This is a genomic window from Stenotrophomonas sp. STEN225 (assembly GCF_056756445.1).
On record NZ_JBRRBV010000011.1, the window covers coordinates 58415 to 77437 of the forward strand.

At 67.9% G+C, this 19023-nt stretch carries 21 protein-coding genes; 16 read left to right on the forward strand and 5 right to left on the reverse strand.

All coding sequences use genetic code 11. The features are described from left to right. Nucleotides 1-109: 109 nt before the first annotated feature. Together ACVOJ1_RS12425 and ACVOJ1_RS12430 are read left to right on the forward strand one after the other, a co-directional pair. Nucleotides 110-664 (forward strand): hypothetical protein, encoded by a 555-nt coding sequence (locus ACVOJ1_RS12425; protein WP_049433087.1) that lies wholly within the window; start codon nucleotides 110-112, stop codon nucleotides 662-664. 162 nt (nucleotides 665-826) lie between these two features. After that, nucleotides 827-1273 carry a universal stress protein gene (locus ACVOJ1_RS12430; protein WP_053519931.1) on the forward strand — a complete coding sequence of 149 codons (447 nt, stop codon included), beginning with the start codon at nucleotides 827-829 and terminating at the stop codon, nucleotides 1271-1273. Nucleotides 1274-1394: 121 nt separating this feature from the next. On the opposite strand, the gene ACVOJ1_RS12435 is transcribed toward ACVOJ1_RS12430, so the two are convergent. After that, nucleotides 1395-1679 (reverse strand): DUF2782 domain-containing protein, encoded by a 285-nt coding sequence (locus ACVOJ1_RS12435; RefSeq protein WP_053519930.1) that lies wholly within the window; start codon nucleotides 1677-1679, stop codon nucleotides 1395-1397. 99 nt (nucleotides 1680-1778) lie between these two features. On the opposite strand from ACVOJ1_RS12435, the gene polA reads away from it, so the two are divergent. Next, entirely contained in the window at nucleotides 1779-4553 is a 2775-nt protein-coding gene (gene polA, locus ACVOJ1_RS12440) for a DNA polymerase I (RefSeq protein WP_263176405.1), read from the forward strand. 326 nt (nucleotides 4554-4879) lie between these two features. After that, nucleotides 4880-5362, forward strand: coding sequence for a DUF421 domain-containing protein (locus ACVOJ1_RS12445; RefSeq protein WP_053519928.1), 483 nt, complete (start codon nucleotides 4880-4882; stop codon nucleotides 5360-5362). A 48-nt stretch (nucleotides 5363-5410) separates the two neighbouring features. Here the strand turns inward: ACVOJ1_RS12445 and hemF are convergent, their stop codons facing one another. The 4 genes from hemF to ACVOJ1_RS12465 are packed head-to-tail and all read right to left on the reverse strand — an operon-like array spanning nucleotide 5411 to nucleotide 9727. After that, nucleotides 5411-6307 carry an oxygen-dependent coproporphyrinogen oxidase gene (gene hemF, locus ACVOJ1_RS12450; RefSeq protein ID WP_053519927.1) on the reverse strand — a complete coding sequence of 299 codons (897 nt, stop codon included), beginning with the start codon at nucleotides 6305-6307 and terminating at the stop codon, nucleotides 5411-5413. Between the two features lie 49 nt (nucleotides 6308-6356). After that, entirely contained in the window at nucleotides 6357-6917 is a 561-nt protein-coding gene (locus ACVOJ1_RS12455) for a hypothetical protein (RefSeq protein WP_262100249.1), read from the reverse strand. Between the two features lie 27 nt (nucleotides 6918-6944). Further along, nucleotides 6945-7364, reverse strand: coding sequence for an NUDIX hydrolase (locus ACVOJ1_RS12460; protein WP_180876464.1), 420 nt, complete (start codon nucleotides 7362-7364; stop codon nucleotides 6945-6947). Next, on the reverse strand, nucleotides 7361-9727 hold the full coding sequence (locus tag ACVOJ1_RS12465; protein ID WP_065181421.1) for a S9 family peptidase: 2367 nt from the start codon (nucleotides 9725-9727) through the stop codon (nucleotides 7361-7363). Before ACVOJ1_RS12465 ends, ACVOJ1_RS12460 begins: the two co-directional genes overlap by 4 nt. 167 nt (nucleotides 9728-9894) lie before the next feature. On the opposite strand from ACVOJ1_RS12465, the gene ACVOJ1_RS12470 reads away from it, so the two are divergent. The 12 genes from ACVOJ1_RS12470 to ACVOJ1_RS12525 all read left to right on the forward strand — a co-directional run bounded on the left by ACVOJ1_RS12470 (nucleotide 9895) and on the right by ACVOJ1_RS12525 (nucleotide 19023). Further along, complete coding sequence (locus ACVOJ1_RS12470; protein ID WP_053519923.1) at nucleotides 9895-10224, forward strand: hypothetical protein; 330 nt, start codon at nucleotides 9895-9897, stop codon at nucleotides 10222-10224. A 37-nt stretch (nucleotides 10225-10261) separates the two neighbouring features. Further along, nucleotides 10262-10903: an RNA polymerase sigma factor gene (locus tag ACVOJ1_RS12475; protein WP_053519922.1), complete on the forward strand. Its 642-nt coding sequence runs from the start codon at nucleotides 10262-10264 to the stop codon at nucleotides 10901-10903. Continuing rightward, nucleotides 10900-11115 (forward strand): hypothetical protein, encoded by a 216-nt coding sequence (locus ACVOJ1_RS12480; protein ID WP_053519921.1) that lies wholly within the window; start codon nucleotides 10900-10902, stop codon nucleotides 11113-11115. The genes ACVOJ1_RS12475 and ACVOJ1_RS12480 overlap by 4 nt, the downstream gene beginning before the upstream one ends. Before the next feature lie 216 nt (nucleotides 11116-11331). Then, nucleotides 11332-12729, forward strand: coding sequence for a cytochrome ubiquinol oxidase subunit I (locus ACVOJ1_RS12485; RefSeq protein WP_053518068.1), 1398 nt, complete (start codon nucleotides 11332-11334; stop codon nucleotides 12727-12729). 1 nt (nucleotide 12730) lies between these two features. Next, nucleotides 12731-13744: a cytochrome d ubiquinol oxidase subunit II gene (gene cydB / locus ACVOJ1_RS12490; protein ID WP_065174269.1), complete on the forward strand. Its 1014-nt coding sequence runs from the start codon at nucleotides 12731-12733 to the stop codon at nucleotides 13742-13744. 214 nt (nucleotides 13745-13958) lie between these two features. Beyond that, entirely contained in the window at nucleotides 13959-14702 is a 744-nt protein-coding gene (locus ACVOJ1_RS12495) for a beta-ketoacyl synthase chain length factor (protein ID WP_263176394.1), read from the forward strand. Further along, nucleotides 14695-15492, forward strand: coding sequence for a lysophospholipid acyltransferase family protein (locus tag ACVOJ1_RS12500; RefSeq protein ID WP_053518128.1), 798 nt, complete (start codon nucleotides 14695-14697; stop codon nucleotides 15490-15492). The genes ACVOJ1_RS12495 and ACVOJ1_RS12500 overlap by 8 nt, the downstream gene beginning before the upstream one ends. Beyond that, on the forward strand, nucleotides 15479-15736 hold the full coding sequence (locus ACVOJ1_RS12505; protein ID WP_053518072.1) for a phosphopantetheine-binding protein: 258 nt from the start codon (nucleotides 15479-15481) through the stop codon (nucleotides 15734-15736). The genes ACVOJ1_RS12500 and ACVOJ1_RS12505 overlap by 14 nt, the downstream gene beginning before the upstream one ends. Nucleotides 15737-15753: 17 nt before the next feature. Next, the gene (locus ACVOJ1_RS12510; RefSeq protein ID WP_053518073.1) at nucleotides 15754-16011 is read left to right on the forward strand and encodes an acyl carrier protein; all 258 of its coding nucleotides are present in this window, start codon (nucleotides 15754-15756) and stop codon (nucleotides 16009-16011) included. Nucleotides 16012-16033: 22 nt separating this feature from the next. Then, a complete protein-coding gene (locus ACVOJ1_RS12515; protein WP_053518075.1) occupies nucleotides 16034-16585 on the forward strand; it encodes a COG4648 family protein in 552 nt (183 codons plus the stop codon). After that, nucleotides 16578-18263, forward strand: coding sequence for an ApeI family dehydratase (locus ACVOJ1_RS12520; protein ID WP_111187188.1), 1686 nt, complete (start codon nucleotides 16578-16580; stop codon nucleotides 18261-18263). The genes ACVOJ1_RS12515 and ACVOJ1_RS12520 overlap by 8 nt, the downstream gene beginning before the upstream one ends. Beyond that, nucleotides 18253-19023, forward strand: coding sequence for a glycosyltransferase family 2 protein (locus ACVOJ1_RS12525; protein WP_053518077.1), 771 nt, complete (start codon nucleotides 18253-18255; stop codon nucleotides 19021-19023). Before ACVOJ1_RS12520 ends, ACVOJ1_RS12525 begins: the two co-directional genes overlap by 11 nt.

Sequence of the window (19023 nt, forward strand, 5' to 3'; positions counted from 1 at the left end):
GCTGGGATACCTGTAGAGCCGAGCCCATGCTCGGCTGCTTCCGGCGGGGAAAGCAGCCGAGCATGGGCTCGGCTCTACAATAGGCGGCATCTCTTCCAGGAATGCCCCCATGACCGAGCCCACGCTGCATGTCACCGTGACCTTGAACGCCAGGCTGCAGCCTGAGCATCGCCACGAGCTGTTCGAGGATCCGCTCGACGCGCTGCTGCAGGCCGCCGAAGTGGGCGAAATCACCGGCGGCGGGACCGCCCTCTCCGATGACGGCGAGGTCGAGTACGGCGACATCGAGGTGGCGCTTCATGACGCGGCAGGTGTGCCGAAGTTGATCGATCTGCTGGAGCAGCTGGGTGCGCCGAAGGGATCGAAGGTGCAGGGCGCCGGGGACGGCGACCGCGGTTTCGGCGTCACCGAAGGCCTGGGCATCTATCTGGATGGCCAGAACCTGCCGGACGAGGTCTACGAACAATGCGATTCCAACCATGTGTTCGAACAGCTGTCCGAACGCATCGATGGCCTGGGCGAGATCTGCAGCTGGTGGCAGGGCCCGACCGAGACCGCGCTGTACATGTACGGCCAGTCGTTCGAGGCGATGCGTGATGCGATCGCCGGGTTCGTGGCCAGCTACCCGCTGTGCCAGAACGCACGCGTGGTGCAGATCGCCTGAGAGGGCCACCTGTAGAGCCGAGCCCACGCTCGGCTCATCCATCCGGAGCCGAGCATGGGCTCGGCTCTACAGGCGCCGGATTGATCCTGCTCAAAGCGCCACGTGCACATCGGGTGTGCAATGGTGGCGTTCCCATCCGGCGGATTGCCACGGAGCCCTACCATGTACACGCGCATCCTGATCGCCACCGACGGGTCCGAGCTGGCCGACAAGGGCCTGGCCAAGGGCCTGGAGCTGGCCAAGGACCTCAACGCCGAGGTCGATATCGTCACCGTTTCCGAGCCGTGGGCCGTCGGCATGTACGACGCCATGGGCTGGAGCGTGGGCTACATGAACAGCCCCGAGTACAAGGCCGACCGCGAGGAAGGCGCGCAGAAGGTGCTGCAGCCGGCGCTGGCCAAGGCCGCCGAACAGGGCATTACCGCCAACCCGGTGCACGTACTGGACCGCTACGCGGCCGACGGCATCATCGAGACCGCTGCCGAGCGCAACAGCGACCTGATCGTGATGACCTCGCATGGCCGTCGTGGCGTGACCCGCGTGCTGCTGGGCAGCCAGACCGCCGAGGTGCTGGCACGCAGCACGCTTCCGGTGCTGGTCATCCGCTGAGGCACGTGTTCCCGGGGAGGGGACACCGACGCCGGCCGCAGGATGCGCGCCGGCGTCATCTTTTATGCAGCCGGGCTCGCTGGGGTCGGATCCTGCGGAAAGGGATCCGACCTCTGTCACATCACCAGCTGTAGAGCTTCCAGTACACCGGCGAGACGCCGTCCTTGTCGGTGTCCATGCGGCCATCGCCGTTCTTGTCGTACATGTAGAACGGGGCACCCCGCGACGGCGTCACCTTGACCATGCGCAGCTGCCCGGCCACGCGGTACTCCTCGATGGTGTCGCCGTTGCTCATGGTGCGGCTGGAGACCTCGGCGCCCTTGACGTCGACCGGGGGCGCCCCGGCGCCACCCATGCTGGCGCAGCCGGCAAGCAGGAGCAGGGAGGCCAGCATCAGAGTCTTCATGGGCGGTGGTCCTTTGCCTGGAAAGAGATTCGATTATGCCCCATCGTCGGGCATGCGCCGTGTCGCCGCTGTGCAGGGACAGGCGCGTAGAATCGCTGCATGAGCAGATTAGTCCTGATCGACGGGTCCAGTTACCTGTACCGCGCGTTCCACGCGCTGCCGCCCCTGTCCAATGCACAGGGCGAGCCCACCGGCGCGCTGTTCGGCGTGGTCAACATGCTGCGCTCGACGCTGAAGGAGCGGCCGGCCTACGTCGCGTTCGTCGTCGATGCGCCCGGCAAGACCTTCCGTGATGACCTGTACGACCAGTACAAGGCCAACCGTCCCCCGATGCCCGACGAGCTGCGCAGCCAGGTCGAGCCGATGTGCCGCATCGTCGAAGCGCTGGGCATCAGCATCCTGCGCGTTCCGGGCGTGGAAGCCGACGATGTGATCGGCACGCTGGCCCTGCAGGGCCAGGCGCAGGACCTGAAGGTGACGATTTCCACCGGCGACAAGGACTTCGCCCAGCTGGTGCGGCCGGGCATCGAGCTGGTCAACACCATGACCGGCAGCCGCATGGATTCGGACGCGGCGGTGATGGAGAAGTTCGGTGTGCGCGCCGACCAGATCGTCGACCTGCTGGCGCTGATGGGCGACAGCGTCGACAACGTGCCGGGCGTGGAGAAGTGCGGGCCGAAGACCGCCGCCAAGTGGCTGGCGGAGTACCAGCACCTGGAGGGCGTGATGGCCGCCGCGCCGGCCATGAAGGGCAAGATCGGCGAGAACCTGCGTGCGGCGCTGGAGCGCCTGCCGCTGAACCGCGAACTGGTGACGATCCGCACCGACGTCGCACTGGAGGCCACCCCGACCACGCTGGCGCTGCGCGAACAGGACGTGCCGGCGCTGACCGAGCTGTACACGCGCTACGGGTTCACCCAGGCGCTGAAGGAACTGGGGGCGCCGCTGCCGGCACCGGCCGTGGCCAGCGAGGCGGCACCGAGCCTGCGTGGCACGGCGGCCGGCTTCGCCCGTGGCAGTGCGGAGGCACCGGCCGAGGGCACGCTGGATCCGGCACTGGCCGCGCCAGGTGAATACGAGACCGTGCTTACCAGCGGACAGCTGCAGGCCTGGGTGGAGCGGCTGCAGCAGGCCGACCTGATCAGCTTCGATACCGAGACCGACGCGCTGGATGCGATGCGCGCGCGCCTGGTCGGTGTCAGCCTGGCGGTCGAGCCGGGCAGGGCGGCCTACATCCCGGTGGGCCATGACTACCCCGGCGCACCGGCGCAGCTGCCGCTGCAGCAGGTGCTGGACGCGTTGCGCCCGGTGCTGCAGGACCCGGCAAGGAAGAAGCTGGGCCAGCACGGCAAGTACGACCTGCATGTGCTGCGGCGCCACGGTGTCGAGGTGCAGGGTTACCACGACGACACCATGCTTGAGAGCTTCGTGCTCAATTCCACCGCCACCCGCCACGACATGGATTCGCTGGCCCTGCGTTACCTGGGCTACACCACCATCAAGTTCGAGGACGTGGCCGGCAAGGGCGCCAAGCAGATTCCGTTCTCGCAGGTGGGCATCGACGAGGCCAGCCGCTATGCGGCCGAGGACGCCGACATCACCCTGCGCCTGCACCGCGCGCTGCAACCGCAGCTGCTGGCCGAACCGGCCCTGGACAGCGTGTACCGCGACATCGAGATGCCACTGGTGCCGGTACTGGCCAGCATCGAGGCCAACGGCGTGCGCATCGATGCCGACGAGCTGCGCCGGCAGAGCCAGGACCTGTCTTCGCGCATGCTGGCCGCGCAGCAGAAGGCCACCGAGCTGGCCGGGCGCAGTTTCAACCTGGATTCGCCGAAGCAGCTGCAGGCCGTGCTGTTCGACGAGCTGAAGCTGCCGGCGGTGGTGAAGACTCCGAAGGGCCAGCCCAGCACCAATGAAGAGGCGCTGGAGGCGATCGCCGACCAGCATGAGCTGCCGCGGGTGATCCTCGATTACCGTGGCCTGGCCAAGCTGCGCAGCACCTATACCGACAAGCTGCCGGAGATGGTCAACCCGGATACCGGCAGGGTGCACACCAGCTACCACCAGTCCGGCGCTGCCACCGGCCGCCTGTCCTCCTCGGACCCGAACCTGCAGAACATCCCGATCCGCACCGAAGATGGCCGCCGCATCCGCCGCGCCTTCGTCGCACCGGAGGGCTGCCAGCTGCTGGCCGCCGACTATTCACAGATCGAACTGCGGATCATGGCCCACCTGTCCGAAGACCCGGGCTTGGTGCGCGCCTTCGAGCAGGGCGCCGACGTGCACCGCGCCACCGCCGCAGAAGTGTTCGGCCGCACCCTGGACGAGGTGACGCCGAACGAGCGCCGCGCGGCCAAGGCGATCAATTTCGGCCTGATGTACGGCATGAGTGCCTTCGGCCTGGCCCGCAACCTGGGCATCGACCGGGGCCAGGCGCAGGATTATGTGGCGTTGTACTTCAGCCGTTACCCGGGCGTGCGTGACTTCATGGAGCGGATGCGCCAGCAGGCCCGTGACCAGGGCTATGTGGAGACGCTGTTCGGCCGCCGCCTGTATCTGAACGATATCCATGCACGCAACCAGGGCCTGCGTGCCGGTGCTGAACGCGCGGCGATCAACGCGCCGATGCAGGGCACCGCTGCCGACATCATCAAGCGCGCGATGGTGGATGTTGACCGCTGGCTGCGCGACAGCGGGGCGCCGGCGCGGATGATCCTGCAGGTGCACGATGAACTGGTGTTCGAAACCGAGACTGCGTTTGTCGAGGAGCTGCGGGAAAATGTGGTGCAGCGTATGTCGCAATCGGCACAGTTGCGTGTCCCTCTGGTGGTCGACACCGGCATAGGCAAGAACTGGGACGAGGCACACTGAGTCGCTTTCGGTCCTGAAACGACGTGAATTTGTTCATCTGGCCACAGTTTCTGACTCGGCCATGAATACTCGCCCCATTGCGGTTCATTAAATTGGCTCCCTTCACGAACCGTTAGTGTTCGGAGTGGTTCTATAGCTCTCGACAGGCGCAATGCCTGTTGTGGATCTCTCCCATCCCCTGGAGCAGATCTCGGAACGGGGACTCCTCCCCAAGTGCCCGTTCCCCGGCCCCGTTGACCTCCCCCTGGTCAGCGGGGCTTTTTATTTGCGCCGCCGGCAGGCTGCCGGCTGCTAGGCTGGGCCACCGCCCAGCAGGGGAGCCCGCAATGCACGATCTGTTCGCACTGGCGATGCCGTGGTGGGAGTTCATCCTGCGCGCGGTGGTGGTCTACACCGTCGTGCTGGGCCTGGTGCGCCTCAGCGGCAAGCGCGCGCTGGGGCAGATCACCCCGTTCGACGTGCTGCTGATCGTGCTGCTGGGCAACGCGGTGCAGAACGCGCTGCTGGGCCAGGACACGTCCCTGGGCGGTGGCCTGCTGCTCGCCGCGACCCTGATCCTGCTCAACTACGGCGTGGGCTGGGTGACCACCCGCAACCGCCGCCTGGAGCGCCTGATCGAGGGGGAACCGGTGGTGATCGCCCGTGACGGCACCCTGTTGCGGGATGTTCTGCGCCGCGAACTGATCAGCCGGGCCGATTTCGATGCCGCCATGCGCCAGCAGGGCTGCCTGCGCATCGATGATGTGCAGGTGGCGCTGCTGGAAACCACCGGCCACATCACGATCATCGCCCGGCACACGGACGCGTAGGGCCGGCGGCATGCGTGCGGGGACGGCCACGCCGCCCCGCGAGATGCCTTAGAGCCAGTCGCGCGGGACCAGGTAATCGGCCAGCCGGGCTTCCGGACTGCCCGCCTCGGGGGTGAAGCCGTATTCCCAGCGGACCCGCGGCGGCAGGCTCATCAGGATGCTCTCGCTGCGGCCGCCGCTCTGCAGGCCGAACAGCGTGCCGCGGTCGTAGACCAGGTTGAATTCCACATAGCGGCCCCGCCGGTACAGCTGGAATTCGCGCTCGCGCTCGCCATGGGCGATGTCCTTGCGCTGCTGCACGATCGGCAGATAGGCATCGAGGAAGCCGTCGCCGACCGCCCGCAGGTAATCGAAGTCGCGTTCGAAATCGCCGTGCAGATCGTCGAAGAACAGGCCGCCGATGCCGCGCGTTTCGTTGCGGTGGCGCAGGAAGAAGTACTCGTCGCACCAGCGCTTGTGCGCGCTGTAGCGCTCTTCACCGAACGGCGCGCACAGGTCGTGGGCGACCTGGTGCCAATGGCGCACGTCCTCGTCGAAGGGATAGAAGGGGGTCAGATCGAAACCACCCCCGAACCAGCTGGCCACCACTTCGCCGTCGCGCTGCGCCTGGAAGAAGCGCACGTTGGCATGGGTGGTGGGCACATAGGGGTTGAGCGGGTGGAACACCAGCGATACGCCGGTGGCGCGCCAGGAGGCGCCGGCCAGCTCCGGTCGGTTGGCCGAGGCCGACGGCGGCAAGCGGCTGCCGGAGACATCCGAGAAGCCGATTCCGGCCTGTTCGAACACCGCGCCGTCGCGCAGCACGCGGGTACGGCCACCCCCGCCTTCAGCGCGCTGCCACAGGTCTTCCTGGAAGCGGGCCTGGCCGTCGGCCGCTTCGATCGCCGCACAGATGCGGTCCTGCAGGTCGGTCAGGTAGGCGCGCACGCGCTCGAATTCGTTCATGACGCGTACTTTACCGCAGGGCCTGCCGCACGCCGCGGGTGAGGGCAGGTCAGTGGAAGCAGGAGCGGATATCCGGCCGCAGCAGGCGCCAGGCCAGCCAGCCCTGCGCGACGAGCAGGGCGAAGGCGCCGCCGAACAGGGTCAGCGACATGAGGATGTGCTGGGTTCGCGCTTCGCGCAGTGTGTCTGGATCGACGATACGCCCGATGACGTCGGCGACGACGCTGTCCAGCCACCCGGCGACGGCGAAGTTTGCCAGGGCCGAGAGCCACAGCAATGCCACGTAGCTCCAGAGGCCCCAGCGACGTCGCCGGGCGAATCCCCAGCTGGAAAGCACGGCGGGGATCGCTGACAGCATCAGCCACAGGGTAGCGTCCACCGGTTTGCGCAGGATCCACAGCACGCTTGGCGGGAACTGCTGTTCAGTGGCCGACAGCAGCATCCACCGCCAGAACGGGCCGCCGGACAGCTGCCAGACCACCAGCGCCTGAATCGCCATGGCCACCACGAACGCTGCGCAGATCAGCAGCGACGCCAGGCCGAGCGGCCGCACGAAATCCTCCGGGTTGAGCGGCGTGGCAGGGCGGTGCCGGGGCGGTTGAAGCGACATCCGATGTCCTTGGCTGCAGTGGCGTCTTCAGCGGGTCGCCACCCGGGTGGCAACGGCCGGCAGGATATGGTGTTCGCTCAAGGGTGCCAAGAGCAGGCCATGGGGCGGGCGCAGCGGCACCCACGCCAGCTCGGCGATTTCCGCGCGTGCCTGCGGCGTGCCCTGTACCTGCACCCACCAGGCCTCGGCCTGTACGCGATGACCAGGCTCGTTCACCGCCCAGTCCTGGAAATGGCCCAGCGCCACGGTCGGGTCGGCGAGCAGGCGCACGCCCAGCTCTTCGTCCAGTTCGCGGGCGAGCGTCTGCAGTGGCGTTTCGCCCGGTTCGGGCTTGCCTCCGGGCTGGATGAAGCGGTCGGCGCCGTGCTTGCGTACCACCAGCGCCCGGCCGTGGTCGTCGACGATGACGGCGGCCACGATGTGGATCGTGGCCGCGGCACTGCTCACTTCAGGTTCTGCTCGAACAGCTTGAGGATGCGCTTGTACTGGTCCAGCCAGGAGTCGGCGCGGACGTAGCCGTGGCGCTCCAGCGGGTACGGGGCGATCGACCAGTTGTCCTTGTGCAGCTCGATCAGGCGCTGGGTCAGGTTCACCGAGTCCTGGAAGAACACGTTGTCATCCATCATGCCGTGCGCGATCAGCAGGTTGTCCTGCAGGTTCTGCGCGTACTCGATCGGCGAGGACACCCGGTACGCCTCTGGATCGATGTCCGGCGTGTTGAGGATGTTGCTGGTATAGGCGTGGTTGTAGTTGTGCCAGTCCACCACCGGGCGCAGCGCGGCACCGGCCTTGAAGGTGCCCGGTGCGCGGAACAGCGCCATGAAGGTCATGAAGCCGCCGTAGGAGCCACCGTAGATGCCGGCGTGGTCACGGTCGCCCTGCTGGGTGTCCACCAGCCAGTCCAGGCCGTCCTTGTAGTCTTCCAGTTCCGGGTGGCCCATGTTGCGGTAGACGGCCGTGCGCCAGTCGCGGCCGTAGCCCTCGCTGCCGCGGTAGTCCATGTCCAGCACGATGTAGCCCTTCTGCACCAGCAGGTTGTGGAACATCTGCTCGCGGAAGTAGGCCGGGTAGCGCTGGTGCACGTTCTGCAGGTAGCCGGCACCGTGCACGAACATCACGATCGGGTACTTCCTGCCCGGCTCCTTGTGCTCGGGTTCGTAGTACTTGGCCCAGACCACGCCGGCGCCATGCCTGGACGGTACCGCCACCAGCTTCGGCTGGATCCACTGGCGCGCCTTGAAGTCGGCGCTGCGGGTATCGGTCAGCACGCGGGCCTGGCCGCCCGCGCTGGGCAGCACCGCCAGCTGCGGTGGCAGGTAGGCACCGGAGTAGCGCACCAGCAGCTGCTGGCCATCCGGCGACAGCGAGAAGTCTTCCACGCCGTTGAGGCTGGTCAGCTCGCGGACCTGACGGCTGCCGGTGTCGACCGCGCAGACTTCGTAATCGTGCGGGGCCTGCTGGTTGCACAGGAAGTAGAAGCCCTTGCCGTCGGCCGACAGCACGGGCGCGGAGGTCTCCCACTTGCCGCTGGTCAGCGCCTGCGGCCGGGCAGTGCCGGCCTGGGTGTACAGGTGCGAGAAGCCCGATTCCTCGGACAGCAGCCACAGCGTGCGGCCATCGGCCATCCAGCCGAAATCGTTGAAGCCCCAGTTGATCCACGCGTTGTCGGTCAGCCGGTGGCGGTTCTGCACGCGGCCGTCGCTGCCGATGCTGACGATCCAGCGGTCCTTGTTGTCGTTGGCGCGCAGCATCACCGCCGCCTGCTGGCCATCGGCGCTCCAGCGCATGCCGCCGCCCATGAAGTCGCTCATCACCTGCACGCTGCGTTCGCCCTTCAGCGCCTCCTTGCCGGCCTTGCGGCGCAGGTCGGCCAGCGGGTCGGTGGCGATGCCCGGCAGGCCGGACAGCGACAGCTTCTGCGCCTTGCCGCTGCGCACGTCCACGTACCACAGGGTGTGCGGCTCGTTGCCATTGCGACCGACGCGGGTGCGGGTGTCCTCGGTTTCCTCGTAACCGGATTCGGTCACGTACAGCGGCATCTTGCTGGTGCGGCCCTCGTCGAAGTCCTTCGGCGTGGTCACCACGATCAGGTGGCCCAGGTCCGGCGACAGCACGCTGTCGGCGATCTCCACGTCGGCGCCCAGGTATACCGGGCCCGGCGCGCGGGTCGGGTCGGCCTGGCGCCAGCGCTGGTCCTGGTCCTTCAATGCCTCGCGCTGCTCGCGGTCGCGACGCAGGGTTTCCAGGGTACGCAGCTGCTGGTCGCGCAGCAGGTCGTCCTTGGGCGCGCTGTTGGGGTCCTTGTCGGCCTTCAGGCTGGCAACCTGCTGCACGCCGCCGGCAGCGGTCCAGTGGAACCAGTTCTGGCCCACCCGCCAGATCACGCCGTTGTCGGCAGCGAAGTTCACCCCGCTGGCGCGCTCGTTGCTGCGCGTGAGCTGGGTGAGCGCGCCGCTGCGCAGGTCGCGCACGAACACGTCGCCGTTGCGGACGAAGGCGCTGCGGGTGCGGGTGCGGTCGTAGACCGGATCGGCCACGTCCAGGGTGCCGCGCTGGTCGTCAGCCACCTGGGCCGCAACACCACCGGCCACGGGCTGGCGGAAGGTGTCGCGCACCGGGCTGCCGTTGCGCTTGAGCTGGTACTCGACCTGCTGGCTGTTCCACGACCACCAGGCCTTCTCGACCGGCGGACCGATCCAGTCCGGATCCGCCATGGCCTGTTCGATGGTGATCGGCGTCGGCGCGGCATGGGCGGCCGGTGCGGCCAGCACGGCCGACAGCAGGAGGGACAGGGGCAGCACTCGGGACATGGGCGGACGGCACCAGAAAAGGAAACCGGGCAAGGGTAGCAGCCGTTCGCGCCGCAGGAGGGGGCCACAGGTCATGGCAGCGGGATCGGCAAAGCGGTGCAACCGGCGGCCGCCATCGCGCATCCATTCTCCTGAACCCGCATCATTCACCGCACAGGAGCACGACCATGCAGGAACTCATCCCGATCACCCTCTTCATCTGCATCGCCTACGCCATCCACGCCATCGCCGATGCGCGCGCGCGCAGCAAGCTGGTCGCACCGCACGTGCCCGAGGAGGTGATCCGCTCCCTGGCCGTGCTGGAGGAAGAGCGCCGCCGCCAGGGCGCGCTGCGCTGGGGCATCAGCCTGGTGTGCCTGGCCCTGGCCATGGGCCTGCTGGAAGTCCTGGGCGCCCGCGACCTCACCTTTGGCGCCGCCGCCGCCCTGGTGGGCAGTGCCGGCCTGGGCCAGCTGCTGGCCTGGCACTTCACCCGCCCCGCCGTGCGCAAGAGCTGAGCGCCGGCATGCCACACGCCCCGGGGGAGCGGTGCGCATGAGCCTGCTGGGCGAAGCCCTGTCCGCCCTGCGCGGCCGCCGCCGGCAGGACGCCGCGGCGGCCGCGGTCATCGAAGATGATGCGGCGCTGGTGCGGGCCATCATCGATGGCTCGCAACCGGCGTTCGCGCAGCTGGTGCAGGCCCATCAGCGCACGTGCGCGCATGTGATCGGTCGCATGGTGGGTGACCGCGATCAGGTCGCTGACCTGCTGCAGGAGACCTTCCTGGCGGTGTTCCGGCAACTGCACCGGTTCCGCTTCGAATCCTCGCTGCGGACCTGGATCTCACGGGTGGCCTACACCACCGCATTGCAGCACCTGCGTCGCCGGCGCCTGGAAGCGCAGTGGATGGTGGCGGTGGAGGTACCGGAGGATCTGGGCATCGGTGACGAGGGACCGGGCCCGGCCGAACTCAGCCAAGCGCTGCAGGCCGGCCGCCAGCTGGGTGCGGCGCTGGAGCGGTTGAGCCCGCCGCAGCGCCTGATCGTCGGCCTGCACTACCTGGAGGATTTCGACCTGGCAGAGATCGAGCAGGTGACCGGTCTTGCGCGCGGTACCATCAAGAGCCACCTGCACCGCGCGCGTCTGCTCCTGAAGCAGGAACTGACGCGGCATGCCACCGCCGGAGAACTGCTGTGAATCCACCGACCGATCCCCGCGATGCCGACGAGCGCGCGCTGGCGCAGGCGTTGCGTGAACAGGCACGGCAGGAACAGACCCCGGACGTGAGCGAGGCGTTGCAGACGCGTATTGCCAGTGAGTCGCGCGACAGTGGCGTGGGCTATGTGGTGGTGCAGGTGCTGCTGGTGGGCGCGCTGCTGGCGGCCGGTGCCTGGTACTTCTGGCCTTGAGGCTCTCGCCGGGCATGGCCCGGCGCTACCTGGGGATCAATGGGTAGCGCAGGGCCATGCCCGGCGGATCGGCGCCGGCAGGTCATGGGGCGCGGCCATGCCCGGCGGCTTCCCCTGCGACAGAGTGAAGCAGCGCGTCACCCGGTCGCATCCCGGCGTAACGAAATATTCCTAAAGTGGTCCGGTATCCCACCGGTCGCAGGCAGGAGGCGTCCCTTGGACGCGTTGTTGTTGTCCCGGATCCAGTTCGGATTCGTCATCAGTTTCCATGTGCTGTTCCCGGCCTTCACCATTGGCACGGCCAGCTGGCTGGCCTTCGTCGAATGGCGCTGGCTGCGTACCCGTCTCCCGGTCTGGCGGGAGCTGTACTTCTTCTGGCAGAAGATCTTCGCCGTATCGTTCGGCATGGGCGTGGTCAGCGGCATCGTCATGGCCTTCCAGTTCGGCACCCACTGGCCGCGCCTGAGCGAGGTGGCCGGTACCGTCATCGGCCCGCTGCTGACCTACGAGGTGCTGACCGCGTTCTTCCTGGAAGCCAGCTTCCTGGGCGTGATGATGTTCGGCTGGGGCCGGGTTTCGCCGCGCCTGCATTTCCTGTCCACCTGCATGGTGGCGCTGGGCACGCTGTTCTCCACGTTCTGGATCCTGTCGTCCAACAGCTGGCTGCACACCCCGGCCGGCTACGAGATGGTCAATGGCATCGTGCATCCGGTGGACTGGTGGCAGGTGGTGTTCAACCCGTCGTTCCCGTACCGGCTGGCGCACATGGCGCTGGGCTCGTTCATCACCACCTGCTTCGTGATCGGCGGCGTGGGTGCGTGGTACCTGCGCAGGGGAACGCACGTGGAGGCGGGCCGGCGCATGCTGATCGCGGCCGTGGCGTTTGCCGCGCTGACCGTGCCGGTGCAGATCTTCGTCGGCGACATGCATGGCCTGAACACCCTCAAGCACCAACCGATGAAGATCGCGGCGGTGGAAGCGCACTGGCATGAATCCGGCGAAGGCGAGGGCGTGCCGCTGGTGGTATTCGCGCTGCCCAACGAAAAGGAAGAGCGCAACGACTTCGAAGTCGCCATTCCGAAGCTGGGCAGCGTGATCCTGACCCATTCGCTGGACGGCACCTTCGATCCGCTGACTTCGGTACCGGCCAGTGAACGGCCACCGGTGACGCCGGTGTTCTTCGCCTTCCGCATCATGGTTGGACTGGGCACGCTGATGCTGCTGCTGGCATGGGTGTCGGCGTTCCAGCTGTGGCGGAGGAAGCTGCTGGATTCGCCGTGGCTGCTGCGCGGCTGGAACTGGATGTTGCCGAGCGGCTTCATCGCGCTGCTCTCCGGCTGGTTCGTCACCGAGATGGGGCGGCAGCCGTGGGTGGTCTACGGCGTGCTGCGTACTGCCGATGCGGTCGGCCCGCAGAGCGCATGGATGACCGCGCTGTCGCTGGGGGTCTACGTCGTCGGCTACGCCTTCGTCTTCGGCTGGGGCATCTGGTACCTGGTGAAGATCCTGCGCCATGGACCGCAGCCCCACGACCAGGGGCCCTCGCTGGACCACGGCAGCCACACCCCGGCACGGCCGCTGTCCGCCGCCGACGAACCGCTGGAGGAGCGCTGACATGGACCTGGTGACCTGGCTGCCGGTGGCGTGGTTCGCGGTGATCGGCTTCGGCGTACTGATGTACGTGGTGCTGGACGGGTTCGTGCTGGGCATCGGCATCCTTGCGCCGTTCGCCGAGGACGAGGAGCAGCTCGACCTGATGATGAACACGGCTGCGCCCATCTGGGACGGCAACGAGACGTGGCTGGTGCTGGGCGGCGCCGGCCTGCTGGCGGCGTTCCCCAAGGCCTATGCAGTGCTGTTGTCGGCGCTGTATCTGCCGGTGCTGCTGCTGGTGGTGGCACTGGTGTTCCGCGGCGTGGCCTTCGAATTCCGCTTCAAGGCGCATCGCTCGCGGAGGCTGTGGAGCGTGGCGTTCGCGCTCGGCTCGCTGCTGGCCACGTTCGCCCAGGGCGTGATCCTGGGCGCGCTGGTGCAGGGGCTGCCCCTGGTGGACGGGGTCTACCACGGCGGTGCGTTTGCCTGGTTCAGCCCGTTTGCGATGCTCACCGGCGCGGCGCTGGTCGCCGGTTACGCATTGCTGGGCAGCACCTGGCTGATCCTGAAGACGGAAGGGCGCGTGCAGGCGCTGGCGCGGCAGCTGACACGGCCGCTGGTGGTGGCGGTGATCGCAGCGATGGGCCTGGTCAGCAGCTGGCTGCCGTTCCTGGACTCGCGGTTGATGGCGCGCTGGTTCAGTGACGGCAACTTCTGGTGGCTGTCACCGGTGCCGTTGCTGACCCTGGCGGTGGCCGCTGCGTTGTGGCGCAGCGCCACGCATCCACGCCGCGACCTGCCGCCGTTCCTGCTCAGCCTGGCGCTGTTCATTCTCGGCTTCCTGGGCCTGGTGCTGGGCATGTGGCCGTACCTGCTGCCGCCCTCGATGACGTTGTGGCAGGCAGCCGCACCGGCGTCCTCGCTCGGCTTCACCCTGGTCGGGCTGGTCATTCTGCTGCCGGTCATCCTCGGCTATACGGCGTGGTCGTACCGGGTATTCCGCGGCAAAGTGCAGGCCGGAGCCGGTTACCACTGAGCAATGGCGTGCGGGGCCACAGGTGCCGGCCCCGTGTTGTGCAATGTGAAACCTGCACACCCTGCGCAGGACGTGCTAGCGTGCGCTCCTTTCCGGCCGCCAGGGGGGCAGCCGGCGACGTCCTGGACGGACGCACGGCTGCAGGGACGGGGGGCCGCCGCGCGTCGCCATAATGGCTCGTGCCATCGTTCTCCTGATGAAGCACCATCGCTAGATGATCGAATTCTCCATCGTCGACTGGGCTGCCTGGGCACCTGGCCTGAGCGAGCGCAGCCAGTGGCTGAGCTGGGCTGACGCACCCTTCCTGCCACAGGGCGAGGGCACGCCGGCGCTGTCCGAGGTGCCCGCGATGCAGCGCCGCCGCATCGAGCGGCTGGGGCGGATGGCGATCCAGACGGCCTGCTGGTGCGAGGATGGCCAAGGGGCCGACAGCCAGGTACCGCTGGTGTTTGCCAGCCGCCATGGTGATGTAGCGCGCTCGATGGACCTGCTCGGGGCGCTGGTGAACGAGCAGCCCCTGTCGCCCACCGGATTCGGCCTGTCGGTCCATAACGCGATCGCTGCGCTGTACTCGATCGCTCGTGGCCATCGCGGCAACTATCTGGCGCTGGCTGCCGGCCAGGCGACGGTGGAGGCCGCCTGCCTGGAGGCCGCCGGTCTGCTGGCCGATGGCGCCCGCGAAGTGCGGGTGGTGGTCTACGAGTCGCCGTTGCCCGAAGTTTACGCGACGTTCGCCGACGAACCCGATCCGTTCTTCGCTTGGTGCTGGCGTGTGGTGGCGCCGACACAGGCGCTGCCGACGCTGTCGCTGCAGTGGGATGACGCGCCGGCCCCGGTTACCGCCGCGCCCGGCCTGTTGCCGCACGCGTTGGACCTGCACCGCTTCCTGCTCGCGGGCGCGCCGGCGCTGGAACACGTTGCCAATGGCCAGCGCTGGCGCTGGAGCCGCCGTGGCTGAGGCGCTGCGCCGCCTCGATCTTGCCTGGCGGGTGGTGGGCACCGGCCTGAGTTTTGCTGCGTTCGGCATCGGGGGCCTGCTGCTGGGCGCCGTGGTGATGCCGGTCCTGCTGCTGATGCGTGATCCGGTGGCCCGCCGCCGTCGCGCCCGCCGCGTAGTGCAGGTGGCGTTCGCCAGCCACCTGCGGCTGATGCGCGGGCTCGGGGTGATGACCTATGAGATCGAAGGGCGCGAGCGCCTGCAGCGCGACGGCCTGCTGGTCCTGGCCAACCACCCCACCCTGATCGACGTGGTCTGCCTGGTCTCGCTGCTGCCCAATGCCGACTGCGTGGTCAAACGGGCGGTGGCCCGCAACCCGTTCATGCGGGGCCCGGTCCGGGCCGCCGGCTACATTTCCAATGACGACGGGGCCGGCCTGGTCGATGACTGCGTGGCCGCGGTACGGGCCGGCGGCAGCCTGGTCATCTTCCCGGAAGGGACCCGCAGCGTGCCCGGCCAGTCGCCGAGGCTTCAGCGTGGGGCCGCCAATATCGCCGTCCGCGGCCGGCTGGACATCACGCCGGTGCGGATCACCTGTACCCCGCCAACCCTGAGCAAAGGGCAGAAATGGTATCGTGTGCCCTCACGTCGCTTTCACGTTCGGCTGCAGATCGGCGAAGATATCCCGATCGCGCCATTCCTGGCCGAAGACGACGCGCCAAGGGGGGATGCCTTGGCAGCACGCCGCGTCACCGAGCACCTTTCTCGTTATTTCGACCTGTCTGGAGATTCGACCCGTGCAAGCACTTGAGCACGAGATCAAGGAATTGATCATTTCCTCGCTTTCACTGGAGGACATCACGCCGGAGGACATCGATCCGACCGCGCCGCTGTTCGTCGAGGGCCTGGGCCTGGATTCGATCGACGCTCTGGAACTGGGCCTGGCGCTGCAGAAGAAGTACGGTGTGAGCCTGTCGTCCGACTCGGAAGAGACCCGGCGCCATTTCTCCAGCGTGCGCGCGCTCGGCGAGTTCGTCGCCGCCCGCCAGTCGTAACGGCGCCAGGAGCTGCCATGACCAAGAATGAACTGTTCGAACGCATCGTCAACATCCTGACCGACAGCTTCGAGATCGAACCGGCCCGGATCACCCCCGAGGCACGTCTCTATGACGACCTGGACATCGACAGCATCGATGCGGTCGACCTGATCGTGCAGCTCAAGCCGCTGCTCGGCCGCAACCTGCAGCCGGAAGCGTTCAAGGCCGTGCGCACCGTGCAGGACATCGTGGATGTCGTGCACCGGCTGCTGCCGGACCAGGCAGCAGCCTGACCGCAGCGCGGGCGGCTCCGCCTTGGCACGCGCGCGTACGGTCGTGGTGGCGGCGATTTCGCTGGCCTACCCGCTGCTCGTCTACCTGGCGATGGGCCGCTTCGAGCCGCGCTGGCTGGCACTGCTGCTGTTCACCCTGGCATTGCTGCGTGCCCTGAGCACGCGCCAGCCGCTGTGGTGGGCTGCTGCAGCCGGTACCGGACTGCTGGCGGTGCTGGCCACCGTGCTCAACCAGGCGCTGCCGCTGAAGCTGTACCCGGCGCTGGTGAACGTGGTGATGCTGTGCGTGTTCGCCATCAGCCTGCGGTTCGGGCCGCCGCTGGTGGAGCGCCTGGCGCGGCTGCAGGAGCCGGACCTGCCACCGTTCGCGGTGGCCTATACCCGCCGCGTCACCCAGGTGTGGTGCGGCTTCTTCGTTCTCAACGGCAGTCTGGCCCTGCTCACCGCGCTGTACGCATCGGATCGGGTCTGGATGCTCTACAACGGATTGTTGGCGTACGTGATGATGGGTGTATTGTTCGCAGGCGAATGGCTGGTGCGGCGACGGGTGAAGGCGGCGCACGCCCATGGCTGAGTGGATTGCCCTGGACCGGCTGCTGCGGGATGCGCGGCCGCAGCGTGCTGTCGGCATCCGCGATGGCGAAGTGGTCGACCATCAGCAATTCCGCCAGCGCGTAGTGGCCTGGCGTACGGCGTTTGCCGCCACTGACGGCCGTGACTGGGCGCTGTACTTCGATGATGCCGTGTCGTTCGCCGAGGCGCTGTTCGGTGCCTGGCACGCCGGCAAGCGGGTGTTCCTGGCCGCCGACAACCTGCCCGCCACGCTGCAGGCCCTGCAGCCGCAGGTAAGCGGTTTTGCCGGTGACGTTTCCCGTGATTACCGGCCACTGATGATGGCGGCCGCCGGTGCGCAGGTCGAGCTGGATGCGTTGGACGAGCATGCCTGCGAGCTGTGCGTGTTCACGTCGGGCAGTACCGGCGAACCCACTGCGATCGACAAGCGCCTGGACCAGCTGGCGCGCGAGGTCGATGCGTTGCAGGCCGCGTTCGGCGCACAGCTGGAAGGCGCGCAGGTGCATGGCACGGTGTCGCACCAGCACATCTACGGCCTGCTGTTCCGCGTGCTGTGGCCGCTGGCCGCCGGTCGCCTGATCCATCCGCGGCGGTTCTTCCATGAGGATCTGGTCGCTGCGCTGGCGGGCACGCAGACGGTGCTGGTGGCGACCCCGGCGCACCTCAAGCGCCTGCCTGCGCAGCTGGATTGGGCCAGCCTGCAGGGCCACCTGCGCGCTGTGTTCTCCTCTGGCGGCCCGCTGCCGGAAGAGGCAGCGCGGCAGGTGCGGCAATGGATGGCAGTCGCACCGACCGAGGTCTACGGCAGCAGCGAGACCGGCGGCATCGCCTGGCGTCGCTGGGATACCGACCTTCCGCCCTGGCAGCCGCTTCCGGGGGTGCAGTGGAGAATCGAGGGAGGCTGCCTGGCGGTGGCTTCACCCCATCTGCAGAGCCGCGACTGGTGGTGCACGCAGGATCGGGTGGAAGCGCTGGCCGAGGGTTGCTTCCGCCTGCTCGGCCGCGCCGACCGCATCGTCAAGATCGAAGAGCGCCGCGTTTCGCTCGATGCGCTGGAACGTGCGTTGCGCGACGACGCGGACGTCGATGACGTGCGCGTGCTGGTGCTGCCCGGCCAGCGCGAGCAGCTGGCGGCCGTGGTGGTGCCGGCCGATGCGGCACTGCTTGATGCCGATGATGCCGCGCGCCGCGCGCTGGGCCAGCGGCTGGCCGCGCGCCTGGCACAGAGCCATGACGCCGTGACCCGTCCGCGCCGCTGGCGGCTGGTACCCACGCTGCCGGTGAATGCGCAGGGCAAGGTGACCCAGGCCGCGCTGGTGGCCCTGTTCCAGCCGTCGATGCCGGTGCCGGTATGGGATCGGCGCGAGGCGGCCAGCGCTACCCTGCGCATGACCCTGGACCCGGCGCTGCGCCCGTTCCAGGGACATTTCCCGCAGGCCGCGATCCTGCCCGGCGTGGCCCAGGTGGACTGGGCGGTGCGCTTTGCCCGGCAGGCCTTTGCGATGCCGGAGGGGTTCGTGCGCATGGATGCGGTGAAGTTCCAGCATGTGGCGCGTCCGGGCGACGAGCTGACGCTGCATCTGGACTGGGATACCGCACGCAACGTGCTGGTCTTCCGCTATGCCTCCGTGCATGGCGTACACGCCAGTGGCAGGATGGTCTTCGCCGATGCGCAGTGATCCGGCCGATGCCGGTGCCGCGTTCGCGCCACTGGTGGTGATTCCCGTCTACGACCACGAACATGCTGTCGCCGCGGTGGTCGATGGCGTGCAGCGCGCTGGCCTGCCCTGCCTGCTTGTGGACGATGGCTCGCATGCATCATGTGCTTCGGTGCTGCAGGCGCTGGCGCAGCGTGAAGGGGTCGATCTGCTGCGTCTGCCGGTCAACCAGGGCAAGGGTGGGGCGATGCTGGCGGGCTTCGCCGAGGCCGCAAGGCGGGGCTGCAGCCACGTGCTGCAGATCGATGCCGACGGCCAGCATGACACCGGCGACCTGCCGCGCTTCATCGCGGCCGCGCGTGCGCGGCAGGACGCGGTGATCTGCGGCATTCCCGCCTACGATGCCAGTGTGCCCAAGGCCCGCCTGTACGGTCGCTACGCAACGCATGTCTGGGTCTGGATCAACACGCTGTCGCTGCATCTGCGCGACACCATGTGCGGTTTCCGTGTCTATCCACTGCCTCCGGTGCTGCGCCTGATGGGCGAAGAGACCATCGGCCGGCGCATGGATTTCGATACCGAAGTGATGGTGCGGCTGTACTGGCGGCAGGTGCCGGTGGAACATCTGGCGACGCGGGTGACCTATCCGGCAGACGGTGTCTCGCATTTCGATGTGTGGCGCGACAACGTACGCATCAGCCGCATGCATGCGCGCCTGTTCTTCGGCATGCTCCGGCGCGCACCGCGCCTGCTCTGGCGCCGCCTGCAGGGGCAGGGCTGA